The sequence below is a fragment of the Streptomyces sp. NPDC101178 genome (assembly GCF_044767965.1).
Lineage (GTDB): Bacteria > Actinomycetota > Actinomycetes > Streptomycetales > Streptomycetaceae > Streptomyces.
The window spans coordinates 51,008-64,271 of record NZ_JBIWOZ010000005.1 but is presented as its reverse complement, the minus strand read 5'-3'; the positions used below and the strand labels follow the sequence as shown (position 1 = coordinate 64,271).

Sequence of the window (13,264 nt, the reverse complement as noted above, 5' to 3'; positions counted from 1 at the left end):
TATCACCGCTCAGGTGTGATCTGCGATTTAGGGTCACACGGAGTGCGGGGATAACCTGCCGGATGGACATGCCGCGTACTCGGACACCGTGTGCGCCTCCCTGGTGACACAGCAGTCACGTTGCCCTTCGCGGCACTGCCCACGCAGAAGAACGAACCGCGATACCACTGAAAAGGGACGGACGCGCGTGGACCTGTTCGAGTACCAGGCGAGGGACCTCTTCGCCAAGCACGGTGTACCGGTGCTGGCCGGTGAAGTCATCGACACGCCTGAGGCAGCCCGCGAGGCGACCGAGAAGCTGGGCGGCAAGTCTGTCGTCAAGGCGCAGGTGAAGGTCGGCGGCCGCGGCAAGGCCGGCGGCGTCAAGCTCGCCGCCGACGCCGACGAGGCGGTCGCCCGAGCGACCGACATCCTCGGCATGGACATCAAGGGCCACACGGTCCACAAGGTGATGATCGCCGAGCTGTCGCCGGAGATCGAGGCGGAGTACTACGTCTCGTACCTCCTGGACCGCACCAACCGCACCTTCCTGGCCATGGCCTCGGTGCAGGGCGGCATGGACATCGAGGAGGTCGCGGAGAAGACCCCCGAGGCCCTCGCGAAGGTCCCGGTCGACTCCAACTCCGGCGTCGACATCGCCAAGGCCCGCGAGATCGTGGCCCAGGCGAAGTTCCCGGCCGAGGTGGCCGAGAAGGTCGCCGAGGTCCTGGTGACGCTGTGGGACACCTTCGTCGCCGAGGACGCGCTCCTCGTCGAGGTCAACCCGCTGGTGAAGACCAAGGACGGCCGCATCCTGGCGCTGGACGGCAAGGTCTCGCTCGACGAGAACGCCGACTTCCGCCAGCCGGGCCACGAGGCCCTGGAGGACAAGGCCGCAGCCAACCCGCTCGAGGCTGCCGCCAAGGCCAAGAACCTCAACTACGTCAAGCTCGACGGCGAGGTCGGCATCATCGGCAACGGCGCCGGTCTGGTCATGTCGACCCTGGACGTCGTCGCGTACGCCGGTGAGAACCACGGCAGCGTGAAGCCCGCCAACTTCCTCGACATCGGTGGCGGCGCCTCCGCCGAGGTCATGGCGAACGGCCTGGAGATCATCCTCGGCGACCCGGACGTCAAGTCCGTCTTCGTCAACGTCTTCGGTGGCATCACCGCGTGCGACGAGGTCGCCAACGGCATCGTGCAGGCGCTCGCGCTGCTCGAGTCCAAGGGCGAGAAGGTCGAGAAGCCGCTGGTCGTGCGTCTCGACGGCAACAACGCGGAGCTGGGTCGCAAGATCCTCTCCGACGCCAACCACCCGCTCGTGCAGCGCGTGGACACCATGGACGGCGCGGCCGACAAGGCCGCCGAGCTCGCCGCGGCTGCGAAGTAAGGACGAGGGACTCCACACCATGGCTATCTTCCTCACCAAGGACAGCAAGGTCATCGTCCAGGGGATGACCGGCGCCACGGGCATGAAGCACACCAAGCTCATGCTGGCCGACGGCACCAACATCGTGGGCGGCGTGAACCCGCGCAAGGCCGGCACCTCCGTCGACTTCGACGGCACCGAGGTCCCGGTCTTCGGCTCCGTCGCCGAGGCGATGGAGAAGACCGGCGCGAACGTGTCCGTCCTCTTCGTCCCGCCGGCCTTCTCCAAGGCCGCCGTCGTCGAGGCGATCGACGCCGAGATCCCGCTCGCGGTCGTCATCACCGAGGGCATCGCCGTTCACGACTCCGCCGCCTTCTGGGCGTACGCGAACGAGAAGGGCAACAAGACCCGGATCATCGGTCCGAACTGCCCGGGTCTCATCACCCCCGGCCAGTCCAACGCCGGCATCATCCCGGGCGACATCACCAAGCCCGGCCGCATCGGTCTCGTGTCCAAGTCCGGCACGCTGACCTACCAGATGATGTACGAGCTCCGTGACATCGGTTTCTCCTCCGCCGTCGGCATCGGTGGCGACCCGGTCATCGGTACGACGCACATCGACGCCCTCGCGGCGTTCGAGGCGGACCCGGAGACCGACCTCATCGTGATGATCGGCGAGATCGGCGGCGACGCCGAGGAGCGTGCCGCCGACTTCATCGCGAAGAACGTCACCAAGCCGGTCGTCGGTTACGTCGCGGGCTTCACCGCCCCCGAGGGCAAGACCATGGGCCACGCGGGCGCCATCGTCTCCGGCTCCTCCGGCACCGCGCAGGCGAAGAAGGAGGCCCTTGAGGCCGCCGGCGTGAAGGTCGGCAAGACGCCGACCGAGACCGCCAAGCTGGCGCGCGAGATCCTCGGCGCCTGAGCCAGGCAGCCGCACCACGCGTGAACGGCGCGGGCCCGCACCCCCGAACCAGGGGTGCGGGCCCGCGCCGTTCGCCGTTCCCCCAGGTCAGGGGATGCGTGGCACCAGCCGTTCCGGGCCGTGCGCCAGCTCCTCCTTCAGCGACTTCTGCAGCTTCAGGTCCTGCGGGGTCAGCTTCTGCGGACCACCGCGCGGCGGTACGCCGCCGACCCGTTCGGGCGGTGCGATCGGCGGCTCGTAGTGCGTGGGCGCGGTGTGCAGGGTCAGCGCGGTCGCGCCGATGAGCAGGGCGGCGAAGGCGATCGCGGCCCGCGTCCAGAGCCGTGCCTTGTTCTCGCCGCCGGTGCGGACCGCGCGCGCGGGCGACGGGGTCGGAACGTGCTCGGCGCGGGCGAGGCCGCCGAGCCGGTCGTGGAGCAGCTCGGACCGTTCGGCGGGTGAGGCGGCGGCCGCCAGTTCGGGCAGCCGCTCGGCGACGGCGGCCCGGGCCACCTCCAGCCGTCCGGCCGCCGCCGGAGTGGACGCCTCCGTCTCGGCCGCGGTCTCCGGCAGGTCCAGGCCGACCCCGTCGTAGAGGAGCAGGGTGCGCCGGTAGGCCGGAGGCAGGTCGAGCAGCGCCTCGAACAGGGCCCGCCGGGCCGGTTCGGTGGGCGGTTCGTCGGGGTGCCGGTGGACGCGGCGGAGCCGGTGCCAGGGCGACATCGCGTACTCGTACGCCGCCGCCCGCACCCAGCCGGCCGGGTCCCGGTCCACGGCCACCTCGGGCCAGCGGTGCCAGGCCAGTTGGAAGGCCCGCTCGACGGACTCCCGCGCCAGGCCGCGCCGCCCGGTCAGGAGGTAGGTCTGCCGTACGAGGCCGGGTGCGGCGTGCGCGTACAGCGCGTCGAACGCCTCGTCGGGGGAGAGCCGGGGCGTGGCGGGCGGCGGCTCGGGGGGCGGAGGAGGAGTCGCCGGTACGGGAGGTGACGAGGCGTCCGGGGCCGTCGACGCGCTCGCGGGCTCGGGCGCGTTCGCCGGGGCCGGCCCGGGCGCGCTCGCGGGAGCGGGCCCTGGCGGGCTCGCGGACACGGGATCGGCGGCGATCACGGACGCGGGCTCGGGCCCTCTCACGGCAAGGGGCGCGGGAGGCGGCTTCGGCTTCCGCTCCGGACTCGGCTTCTGGTCCGGAGCGATGAGCTTCGCGTACAGCGCGCGCTTGCGGCCGCGCGGGCTCGTGCGGCCCGTCTCCCAGGAGCGCACGGTGGCGCGCGTGACGCCCACGGCCTCCGCCACCTGCTGCTCCGTCAGCGACTTCGCCTCGCGCAGTCTGCGCCGCTCCTTGGGGGAGGGCAGCGGGTGTGCGGCGGGCTCGTCGGTGGTGCTCCGGGTCATCGACGACCCCCGGCAGCGCTGCACCGGTAGAAAAAGTACATAAACGTATATTGAGCGACACGGCGGCCGTTCGCGCGTTACGCGGGTTGAGCGCGTGTCGTTGGGAGCATGGGCGGCGTGACCCAAATGACCGAACGCAGCCCGATGTTGCCGCCCGAACGGACCAGGACCCTCGCCCTGGCCTCCGCCTTTCTGCGGGGCGTGGCCGCCGCCGGTCTGGGTCTCGGTTCCCTGGCCGTGCTGGTGACGGCGGTGTGGATCAGCTCTCCGTACCCGGACAGCGGACCCGGCGGAGCGCTGCGGGCGGCCGCCGCCGTCTGGCTGCTCGCACACGGCGCCGAACTGGTCCGGCCCGACACCCTCAGCGGCGTACCGGCACCGGTCGGCGTGGTTCCGCTGCTCCTCGTGGTGGGTCCCGTCTGGCTGGCGCACCGGGCGGCGCGCGACGCGGCGGAGCCGGAGGAGGAGGGGCGGGCCAGGCCTTCGCAGGCGGGCGCGTTCTGTGCGGTGACCGCCGGATACCTGCTGGTCGTGGCCGGGGCTGCGGCCTATGCGCGCGGCGGGTCGCTGCGGGTCGTGCCGGACACGCTGGCGTTCCCGGTGGCGCTGGTGGTGGCCGGTGCGGCGGCGGCCGGGGTGTGGACGGCGGCGGGACGTCCGTTCGGGCCGCTGCCGTCCTGGTTCCCGCTGGTGCTCCAGGAGGCCGTCGCGCGGACCCTCTTCCGCGACCGGGCCGAGGCCGCGTGCCGGGCGGCGGCGGTCGGCATCGCGGTGCTGGTCGGCGGAGGCGCGCTGCTGGTGTCGGTGGCGCTGGGCCGGGACGCGACGGCGGCGCAGGACTCCTTCCTGGCGCTCTCCGGTGACTGGCCGGGGCGGCTGGCGGTGCTGCTGCTCGCCGTGTCGCTGGTGCCGAACGCGGCGCTGTGGGGCGCGGCGTACGGGCTCGGCCCCGGTTTCGCGCTCGGTACGGGCGCCACGGCCACCCCGCTGGGCCTCGCCGGGACGCCGGCCCTACCGCACTTCCCGCTGCTGGCGGCGGTACCGGAGCGGTCCCCGGCCACCTGGCTGAACTGGGCGGCCCTCGCCGTACCGGCCGTGGCCGCGCTCGCCGTCGCCTGGTGCGTCGTACGCCGGGCGGCTCCCGCCGAAGCGCCGCGCGCGCAGGCCTGGGCCCCGCGCGAGACGGTGCTGGTGACGGGGCTCGCGGCGCTCGGGTGCGGAGCCGTCACGGCGCTGCTCATGGCGGTGGCGGGCGGCCCGCTCGGGTCAGGAGCGCTCGCCGCGTTCGGGCCGGTGTGGTGGCTGGCGGGCCCGGCGGCGCTGGGGTGGACGGCCGCCATCGGCGTACCGGCGGCCCTGCTCCTGCGGCTGTGGCGGCTGCGCGAACCGGGGTGGGCCTGGCGCCGGGACGCGGCCGTACCGGAAGCGGCCGCCGGCGGAGAGAAGGAAGCGATCGGAGAGAAGGAGGCGGCCGGAGAGAAGGAAGCGGCCAGGAAGAAGAAAGCGGCCGGGAAGGAGGCGCCCGGCGAGAAGAAGCCCGGGAAGAAGGCGGCCGAGCCCGAGCCCGTCCCGGAGGGCGAGGACACGGACGACGACGCGGGCTTCGAACCGTACGACTTCCTGCCGACCGACCCCTGGCACGAGAAAGAGGCGAGGGAGGCCCGGTGGGCCTCCCTCAAGCGGGGCTCCGGCGGCCTGATGGCCGACTTCCCCGCACGCGTCCCGGCAGCCCTGCGCTCCGGGGAGACGCCCGCGAAGCCCGCGGACACGGACGTGGACGCGGCCCCCGCCGGCGAGAAGTCCGCCGACGGCCGGGGCGGTGCTACTCCTTGACGCCGAAGAGCGGTTCCAGCGGCTTCGGCAGCCGGTCGTTGCAGGCCACCGCGCCGGTCTTGGTCAGCGCGTCGTTCACGCACGTGTAGTAGTCGCGGTAGACCAGCTGCACGGTGTACGTCGTGATCACGATGATCAGGGCCAGCAGCGCGGTCACCAGACCGCTGATGGCCGCCGTGGTCTGAGGACGGCGCTCACCGGTCCGGCCCGAGGCGGCCGCCGGTGCGGCACCGCCGTCACCCGCGGCCGGAGCTCCGGCGCCCGCGCCCACCGCCGTACGGTCCGGCGTAGACGGGCTCCTGGGTTCGGCGCGCAGCGAGCTGATGGCCCAGTACACGGAGAGCGCGCCCAGCAGCAGGGCGATCTCCGTGAAGTCGAAGAGCGCGAAGAAGACGGACCAGATACCGCCGAGCAGCGCGTAGCGGGCGCGCCGCTGCACGGGGTCGGTCGGGTCCCAGCGCATCCCGGCGGGGCCGCCGTCGGGCCCGCCCTTGCCGCCCGGGCCGTTCGAACCGGAACGGCCGCCGAAGCCGCCGCCGCCTCGGCCCGGCTGCTTGTTGCTCCACTGGCTGCCCCAGGACGAGCGGCCGCCGGAGCCCTCGTCCTCGCCCTTGCCGTCCGATCCGGAGGGGTGGCGCGGCTGCCACGGCTGGTCCGGCCGGCCGGGCGGCGGCGGGGCGAACGGATTGTCGTCGGCCGGCTTCGCGGGCGCGTCCGGCGACGAACCGGAGGAACCGGAAGAACCGGAAGGGTCTGAAGCGGAGGAGGAGTCCGGCGAAGAGGGCTGGCGCTCCCGCATCAGCAGAGCGGCCCGTGCGGGCGACGGGAGGCGGAAGGCGGTGCGACGGCGTCGGTCCGGCATGTGGTGAACGTCTTCCCCATCTCGTCATGTCCGCCCGGAGGGCGGTTCGTCCGCCCGGTGGACGGCTCGCTATCCCCTGACGCTACCTCTCGGCCCGGCCCCCGTCCCGTGGGGGCCGCCGGGTGTGCCGGTATCGTTGCTGACGGTCGGCCCGTTCGTAGGGTTCCCCGTATCGGGCGAAGCGATTCTTTCGTACGACCCTACAAAGAGTTCACCGCACAGAGTTCACCCGCACCTGCGTCACCCCGCGGTCATCACGTGAGAAAGGGCCCCGACGTGGCCTCCCCGCCTCCCTCCGCCTCTCCCGCCCGGCTGGTCGTGCTGGTCTCCGGATCCGGCACCAACCTCCAGGCCCTGCTCGATGCCATCGGCGAGGACCCGGCGGCGTACGGGGCGCGGATCGTCGCGGTCGGCGCCGACCGCGACGGGACCGGTGGCGTGGAGCGGGCCGAGAAGGCCGGAATCCCCACGTTCGTGTGCAAGCTCAAGGACCACGCGACGCGTGCGGAGTGGGACGAGGCGCTCACCGCGGCCGTCTCCGAGCACCGCGCGGACCTCGTCGTCTCCGCCGGTTTCATGAAGATCGTGGGCCCCGCGTTCCTCGCCGCCTTCGGTGGCCGGACCGTCAACACCCACCCCGCCCTGCTGCCCAGCTTCCCCGGCGCCCACGGAGTGCGTGACGCACTCGCGTACGGCGTCAAGGTCACGGGCTGCACCGTCCACTTCGTCGACGACGGTGTCGACACCGGTCCGATCATCGCGCAGGGCGTGGTCGAGGTGACCGAGGAGGACACCCCGGAGGGCGAAGCCGCCCTTCACGAACGCATCAAGGAAGTCGAGCGCTCGCTGCTCGTCGAGGCCGTGGGGCGGATCGCCCGTGACGGCCATCGCATTGAGGGACGAAAGGTTCATCTCGGTCATGTCGGTGAATAAGCCCATCCGCCGCGCCCTGGTCAGTGTCTACGACAAGACGGGGCTCGAAGACCTCGCCCGCGGTCTCCATGAGGCGGGCGTCGAACTCGTCTCCACAGGCTCCACCGCCGGGAAGATCGCCGCCGCCGGAGTGCCGGTCACCAAGGTCGAGGAGCTCACCGGCTTCCCCGAGTGCCTGGACGGCCGCGTCAAGACGCTCCACCCGCGCGTCCACGCCGGGATCCTCGCCGACCTGCGCCTGGACGCCCACCGCGAGCAGCTCGCCGAGCTGGGCGTGGAGCCGTTCGACCTGGTGGTCGTGAACCTCTACCCGTTCAAGGAGACCGTCGCCTCCGGCGCCTCCGACGACGAGTGCGTCGAGCAGATCGACATCGGCGGCCCCTCCATGGTCCGCGCCGCCGCCAAGAACCACCCGTCCGTGGCCGTCGTCACCAGCCCCGAGCGGTACGCGGACGTCCTCGCCGCCGTCAAGGCCGGCGGCTTCGACCTCACCGCCCGCAAGCGGCTCGCCGCCGAGGCGTTCCAGCACACCGCCGCCTACGACGTGGCCGTGGCCTCCTGGTTCGTGGACGGCTACGCGCCCGCCGACGACTCGGGCCTCCCGGAGTTCCTGGGCGACGCCCTCACCCGTAAGAGCGTCCTGCGCTACGGCGAGAACCCGCACCAGCCCGCCGCCCTCTACACCTCGGGCACCGGCGGTCTGGCCGAGGCGGAGCAGCTGCACGGCAAGGAGATGTCGTACAACAACTACACGGACACCGACGCCGCGCGCCGGGCCGCGTACGACCACGCCGAGCCGTGCGTCGCGATCATCAAGCACGCCAACCCGTGCGGCATCGCGATCGGTGACGACGTCGCCGAGGCGCACCGCAAGGCGCACGCCTGCGACCCGCTCTCGGCGTTCGGCGGGGTCATCGCCGTCAACCGCCCGGTGACGGTCGAGCTGGCCGAGCAGGTCGCGGAGATCTTCACCGAGGTCATCGTCGCCCCGGCCTACGAGGACGGCGCCGTCGAGGTGCTGGCCCGCAAGAAGAACATCCGCGTGCTCCGCGCCCCCGGGGCCCCGGCCGCCACGACCGAGGTCAAGCCGATCGACGGCGGCGCGCTCCTCCAGGTCACCGACCGCCTCCAGGCCGACGGCGACGACCCGGCCAACTGGACGCTCGCCACCGGCGACGCGCTCTCCGAGGCCGAGCTGAAGGAGCTGGCCTTCGCCTGGAAGGCGTGCCGCGCGGTCAAGTCCAACGCGATCCTGCTCGCCAAGGACGGCGCCTCGGTCGGCGTCGGCATGGGCCAGGTCAACCGCGTCGACTCCGCGAAGCTCGCCGTCGAGCGGGCGGGCGAGGAGCGGGCGGCCGGCGCGTACGCCGCGTCCGACGCGTTCTTCCCGTTCCCCGACGGGCTGGAGATCCTCACCGCCGCCGGCATCAAGGCGGTCGCCCAGCCCGGCGGCTCGGTCCGCGACGAGCTGGTGGTCGAGGCGGCGAAGAAGGCGGGCGTCACGATGTACTTCACCGGGACGCGCCACTTCTTCCACTGACACCGATCAGGTTCTTCCACTGATACCGAGCAGGACACGAGGCCGCGTTCCGGTGCACCGGAACGCGGCCTCCGCCATGACCGCCCGTGTCCGGCGTACGGAATCTCCTCGCCGCTCTGTTCTAATGAACGGCCGTATCCGATGAGCAGCGGCCGTATCCGAAGACCGGCAGGAATCCCTAGCGGGGGCAGTCACCGTGCTTGAGCTGAACAAGAGTGCACCGGACCGGTCGGAGCCGGGCCGACTGCCCGCCCAGGACACCGGGCCGGACGGCCGCCCGGCGGACGGCTCACCGGCCCCGGGGAACGCCACCGCCGAACGCGTACCGCTGCGGCCGTATCTGATCGTCGGCGCGATCCTGTGCGGGCTCTACTTCCTCTACTCCTACCTCCAGTACGCCCGCTTCGGCTCGCCCTCCTGGGACCTCGGGATCTTCGAGCAGGAGGTCCGGGCGTACGCGGACCTCCGCGCGCCGGTCGTCGACATCAAGGGCCCCGGCTATCTGATCCTCGGCGACCACTTCTCCCCGATCGTCGCGCTGCTGGCCCCGCTCTACTGGCTCTGGCCCTCCGCCGAGTCCCTGCTCTTCGCCCAGGCCGCGTTCTTCGCGCTCGGCGCGGTCATCGTCGGCCGCACCACGCAGCAGCTGCTCGGCGGCCGCTCGGGGCTCTGCGTCACCGTCGCGTACGGACTCTCCTGGGGCATCCAGGAGGCGGTCAAGTCCGACTTCCACGAGATCGCCTTCGCCGTCCCGCTCCTCGCCCTCGTCTGCCGCGCGCTGCTCCTGAAGCGGTGGACGGCCGCGCTGCTCTGGTCGCTGCCGCTGGTCCTGGTCAAGGAGGACCTCGGCGCGACCGTCGCCGTCGTCGGCTTCCTGCTCTTCGTGTACGGGCGCCGCCTCCAGGGCGCGCTGCTCGCCGCGTTCGGCGTGGCCGCCTTCGTGGTCACGCTCATGGTCCTCATCCCGGCGGCCTCCAGCGCGGGGACGTACGACTACTGGCAGAAGATCGACAAGAACGGCGAGCAGGACGTCTCGATGCTGGACTCCGTCCTCGGCGTCCTGAACTCCTCCACCAAGATCGAGATGCTGGTCTTCCTGGTCGGCATCACCGCGTTCATGGCGCTGCGCTCGCCGCTGACGCTGCTGATCATCCCGACGCTCGGCTGGCGGCTGCTCTCCCAGGACAGCAACCACTGGGGCATGGTCTGGCACTACAGCGCGATCCTGATGCCGGTCCTCTTCCTGGCGATGGCCGACGGCGTCCGCCGCAGCCGCGCGTCGGAGCGGCCCTGGCTCTCCTCGTACGCGAAGGTCGTCGTCCCGGTCTCCGTCGCGATCGCCGTGGCGATGACCCAGCACCTGCCGCTGCGCGACCTGCTGCGCCCGGACTCCTACCGCACCGACGCCCGTACGGAAGCCGCCCGGGAGGCGCTGAAGGCCATCCCGGCCGGCGCGCGGGTCGAGACGGACATCACGCTCATGGCCCACCTCACCTCCGACCGGACCGTCTACTGGATCGGCGGCGCCCCGGGCACCGCGCCCGACATCGTCGCCATCAACCTGGACTTCGGCTGGTCACGCCCGATCCAGGACCCCGTGGCGTACGCCGAGCAGCTCCACCCGGAGGCGCGCTACCGGCTCAAGCACCGGGGCGGCACCTTCGTGGTGATGGAGCGGACGACGCCGGAGCCGGCGGAGATCCCGGGCGTGGGCAAGGGCTGAGCCCGCTGTCGTACGCGCGAAGGCCGCACCCGTTCCGTACGGGTGCGGCCTTCGAACCTGACGCGGGCCGGGGTCACTTGGAGCGGATGACCACCGACGAGCAGACCTTGTCCGCGAACGTCTGCTTCTTCTCGTCCCACAGCGGCCACAGCCACCCGATGTAGCAGGCGATGCTGTCCAGGAAGTGGGCCAGGCGGCGCACGAAGGCCATGCCGAAGCCCACCGGACGGCCGTCGGCCTCGCGCAGCAGCCGGATGCCGACGGCCTTCTTGCCGATCGTCTGGCCGGTGGTGCCCTCCTGGTACAGCTGCCAGAGGGCGAGGCCGATCATCACGAGGACGCCGATCAGGGCGATGGCGCCGCCCGCCGCGTCCCCGATGGCGCCGCCGATGCCGACGAGGAGGACGTACGGGGCGCCGATGATGAGGCCGTCGATGATCAGCCCGCCCGCCCGCAGGCCCCAGTGCGCCAGCTCCGGCATCCCGCCGCCGTAGCCGGGCTGGCCCTGCGGGTAGCCGCCGCCGTAGGGCTGGCCGGGCTGCTGCGGATATCCCGGGGGCTGCTGCTGCGGGTAGCCGTAGCCCTGCTGCGGGACGCCCTGCGGAGCCTGCTGCGGGTAGCCGTAGCCCGGCTGCCCCTGCGGCGGGCCCTGCGGAGGCTGGCCGGGCTGCTGCCCGTACGGGTTGTTGGGGTCGCCGAAGCTCATAAGGGGTGTTCCTTCAACAGACGTGTGGGGACGGATGGCCACACGGAGGAAGGACGACGTTCAGCGGCCCGCCCCCCGTACAACCGCGGCCTTCATCGTTATAAGCGCGACCGGCGTTTGTCCAGTCCAGAGCGCAGGACGTTGTGCAAGTGCAATCTCGGCCACAGGTGAGGCATTGGAAATTGGTATGCGGGCGGGGTCATCCGCGAGGATGGGGCCATGACTGCCCAGATTCTCGATGGCAAGGCCACCGCTGCCGCGATCAAGTCCGACCTGACCGTCCGTGTGGCGGCCCTCAAGGCGCAGGGGATCACTCCCGGCCTCGGAACCCTGCTCGTCGGGGACGACCCGGGCAGCCGCTGGTACGTGAACGGCAAGCACCGCGACTGCGCGGAGGTCGGCATCGGCTCGATCCAGCGCGAACTCCCCGACACCGCCACCCAGGAGGAGATCGAGGACGTCGTACGGGAGCTGAACGCCGACCCGGAGTGCACGGGGTACATCGTCCAGCTGCCGCTGCCCAAGGGCATCGACACCAACCGGGTCCTGGAGCTGATGGACCCGGAGAAGGACGCCGACGGGCTGCACCCGATGAGCCTCGGCCGCCTCGTCCTCAACGAGACGGGCCCGCTGCCGTGCACCCCGCAGGGCGTCGTCCAGCTGCTGCGCGCGCACGGCGTGGAGATCAACGGCGCGCACGTCGTGGTCGTCGGACGCGGCGTCACCATCGGCCGCTCGATCCCGCTGCTGCTGACCCGTAAGTCGGAGAACGCCACGGTGACCCAGTGCCACACGGGCACCCGGGACCTCTCCTCGCACCTGCGCCAGGCCGACATCATCGTCGCCGCGGCGGGCGTGCAGCACCTGATCAAGCCCGAGGACGTCAAGCCGGGCGCGGCCGTGCTCGACGTCGGCGTCAGCCGGGACGAGAACGGCAAGATCGTCGGCGATGTGCACCCGGGCGTCCGCGAGGTGGCGGCCTGGGTCGCCCCGAACCCCGGCGGTGTCGGCCCGATGACCCGCGCCCAGCTCCTGGTCAACGTGGTCGAGGCGGCAGAGCGGACCGCGGCAGAGGCCGCCGACGCGGCTGCCGCGGGCTGACGGCCGGATCCGGAGGGAACCCCATGGGTGCTGGTACGAGTCCGGCCGACCCGGCCCCGGCGGGCGGCGCCGCGGAGTCCGTACGGGAGCAGTCCGTCCAGGAGGAGTCCGTCCAAGAGGAGTCCGTCCAAGAGGAGTCCGTACGGGAGGAGTCGGACGGCGGTTCGACGGAACAGGGCGGCGGCTCCACCGGGCCCGATCGCGCAGAACCGGACAGCGGCTCCACCGCCGCCGAACCGGGTGGCGAGGCGCCTGCCCCCCGCAGGACCCGGCGGTTCCCGCTCTTCACGCGCGACACCGCCCGTCCCGAGGGCGGCGGCCGGGCCGCTCCGCGTGACGCGCCCGCGCCGGCCCGGCAGTGGCCGCTGCTCACCGTGCTCGGCGCGGCGGGCGTCGGGCTGCTGGTCGTGGCGCTGGACCCGTTCGCCGAGGCGTTTCGCATCGGCACCATCCTGATCGGCGTGGCCCTGATCGCCGGAGCGGTGCTGCGCTGGGTGGTGCCGTCGGTCGGCATGCTCGCGGTGCGTTCCCGCTTCACCGACCTGGTGACGTACGGGCTGATGGGAACCCTGATCGTGCTGCTCGCGCTGGTCGCGCAGCCGAGGCCGTGGCTGGACGTGCCGATCCTGGAGGACGCGGTCCGCTTCACGATCCGCTAGGGCCCGTCGTAGGAGGTGTCCTGCCGATCATGCCGGGCTCGTGCGTGGGCCCGGGCGGGCACCCGTCAGGAGGTGCCCGCCCGGTGCGCCCGTCCCCACCCCCGAGGAGGGACGGACAGCCCGGTCCGGGGGCGGCCCCGGCTCACGGCGGAAGGAGCGGCCTCGCCCCGTTCCCACTCCAGCGTCATGGACATGGAAGGCCCGCTACAAGGTGCGCCCGGGGCCTGTGGCACGGAAGTGACCATTCCGGCACGGTGTGATCG

At 72.3% G+C, this 13,264-nt stretch carries 11 protein-coding genes; 8 read left to right on the top strand and 3 right to left on the bottom strand.

The annotated features are described in order from the left end of the window. The first annotated feature begins 187 nt into the window (after positions 1-187). Both sucC and sucD read left to right on the top strand, forming a co-directional pair. Complete coding sequence (sucC, locus tag ACIRR8_RS16035) at positions 188-1,369, top strand: ADP-forming succinate--CoA ligase subunit beta (RefSeq protein WP_404064495.1); 1,182 nt, start codon at positions 188-190, stop codon at positions 1,367-1,369. 19 nt (positions 1,370-1,388) lie between these two features. Further along, positions 1,389-2,273 (top strand): succinate--CoA ligase subunit alpha, encoded by an 885-nt coding sequence (sucD, locus tag ACIRR8_RS16030; protein ID WP_018510498.1) that lies wholly within the window; start codon positions 1,389-1,391, stop codon positions 2,271-2,273. 87 nt (positions 2,274-2,360) lie between these two features. Here the strand turns inward: sucD and ACIRR8_RS16025 are convergent, their stop codons facing one another. After that, on the bottom strand, positions 2,361-3,644 hold the full coding sequence (locus ACIRR8_RS16025; RefSeq protein WP_404064492.1) for a helix-turn-helix domain-containing protein: 1,284 nt from the start codon (positions 3,642-3,644) through the stop codon (positions 2,361-2,363). A 126-nt stretch (positions 3,645-3,770) separates the two neighbouring features. Between ACIRR8_RS16025 and ACIRR8_RS16020 the strand changes: the two genes are divergently transcribed. After that, positions 3,771-5,477: a DUF6350 family protein gene (locus ACIRR8_RS16020; protein ID WP_404065481.1), complete on the top strand. Its 1,707-nt coding sequence runs from the start codon at positions 3,771-3,773 to the stop codon at positions 5,475-5,477. Here the strand turns inward: ACIRR8_RS16020 and ACIRR8_RS16015 are convergent. Next, positions 5,467-6,339, bottom strand: coding sequence for a hypothetical protein (locus tag ACIRR8_RS16015; protein ID WP_404064489.1), 873 nt, complete (start codon positions 6,337-6,339; stop codon positions 5,467-5,469). The genes ACIRR8_RS16020 and ACIRR8_RS16015 overlap by 11 nt on opposite strands. Positions 6,340-6,615: 276 nt before the next feature. Between ACIRR8_RS16015 and purN the strand changes: the two genes are divergently transcribed. The 3 genes from purN to ACIRR8_RS16000 all read left to right on the top strand — a co-directional run bounded on the left by purN (position 6,616) and on the right by ACIRR8_RS16000 (position 10,535). After that, positions 6,616-7,272: a phosphoribosylglycinamide formyltransferase gene (gene purN / locus ACIRR8_RS16010; RefSeq protein ID WP_404064487.1), complete on the top strand. Its 657-nt coding sequence runs from the start codon at positions 6,616-6,618 to the stop codon at positions 7,270-7,272. Then, positions 7,259-8,812, top strand: a complete 1,554-nt coding sequence (gene purH / locus ACIRR8_RS16005; protein WP_404064484.1) for a bifunctional phosphoribosylaminoimidazolecarboxamide formyltransferase/IMP cyclohydrolase — start codon at positions 7,259-7,261, stop codon at positions 8,810-8,812. Before purN ends, purH begins: the two co-directional genes overlap by 14 nt. 196 nt (positions 8,813-9,008) lie before the next feature. Next, positions 9,009-10,535, top strand: coding sequence for a DUF2079 domain-containing protein (locus ACIRR8_RS16000; protein WP_404064481.1), 1,527 nt, complete (start codon positions 9,009-9,011; stop codon positions 10,533-10,535). Between the two features lie 73 nt (positions 10,536-10,608). On the opposite strand, the gene ACIRR8_RS15995 is transcribed toward ACIRR8_RS16000, so the two are convergent. Next, the gene (locus tag ACIRR8_RS15995) at positions 10,609-11,241 is read right to left on the bottom strand and encodes an RDD family protein (RefSeq protein ID WP_404064478.1); all 633 of its coding nucleotides are present in this window, start codon (positions 11,239-11,241) and stop codon (positions 10,609-10,611) included. A 219-nt stretch (positions 11,242-11,460) separates the two neighbouring features. On the opposite strand from ACIRR8_RS15995, the gene ACIRR8_RS15990 reads away from it, so the two are divergent. Together ACIRR8_RS15990 and ACIRR8_RS15985 are read left to right on the top strand one after the other, a co-directional pair. Next, positions 11,461-12,342 carry a bifunctional methylenetetrahydrofolate dehydrogenase/methenyltetrahydrofolate cyclohydrolase gene (locus ACIRR8_RS15990; RefSeq protein ID WP_030561694.1) on the top strand — a complete coding sequence of 294 codons (882 nt, stop codon included), beginning with the start codon at positions 11,461-11,463 and terminating at the stop codon, positions 12,340-12,342. 23 nt (positions 12,343-12,365) lie between these two features. Then, positions 12,366-13,001 carry a DUF3017 domain-containing protein gene (locus ACIRR8_RS15985; protein WP_404064475.1) on the top strand — a complete coding sequence of 212 codons (636 nt, stop codon included), beginning with the start codon at positions 12,366-12,368 and terminating at the stop codon, positions 12,999-13,001. The last annotated feature ends 263 nt before the right edge of the window (positions 13,002-13,264 follow it).

Bases quoted from the DNA above. Each gene is read 5' to 3' on its own strand.
- sucD (WP_018510498.1), top strand. From the start codon at position 1,389: ATGGCTATCTTCCTCACCAAGGACAGCAAGGTCATCGTCCAGGGGATG.
- ACIRR8_RS16025 (WP_404064492.1), bottom strand. From the start codon at position 3,644: ATGACCCGGAGCACCACCGACGAGCCCGCCGCACACCCGCTGCCCTCC.
- ACIRR8_RS16020 (WP_404065481.1), top strand. From the start codon at position 3,771: ATGACCGAACGCAGCCCGATGTTGCCGCCCGAACGGACCAGGACCCTC.
- ACIRR8_RS16015 (WP_404064489.1), bottom strand. From the start codon at position 6,339: ATGCCGGACCGACGCCGTCGCACCGCCTTCCGCCTCCCGTCGCCCGCA.
- purH (WP_404064484.1), top strand. From the start codon at position 7,259: ATGTCGGTGAATAAGCCCATCCGCCGCGCCCTGGTCAGTGTCTACGAC.
- ACIRR8_RS15995 (WP_404064478.1), bottom strand. From the start codon at position 11,241: ATGAGCTTCGGCGACCCCAACAACCCGTACGGGCAGCAGCCCGGCCAG.
- ACIRR8_RS15990 (WP_030561694.1), top strand. From the start codon at position 11,461: ATGACTGCCCAGATTCTCGATGGCAAGGCCACCGCTGCCGCGATCAAG.
- ACIRR8_RS15985 (WP_404064475.1), top strand. From the start codon at position 12,366: ATGGGTGCTGGTACGAGTCCGGCCGACCCGGCCCCGGCGGGCGGCGCC.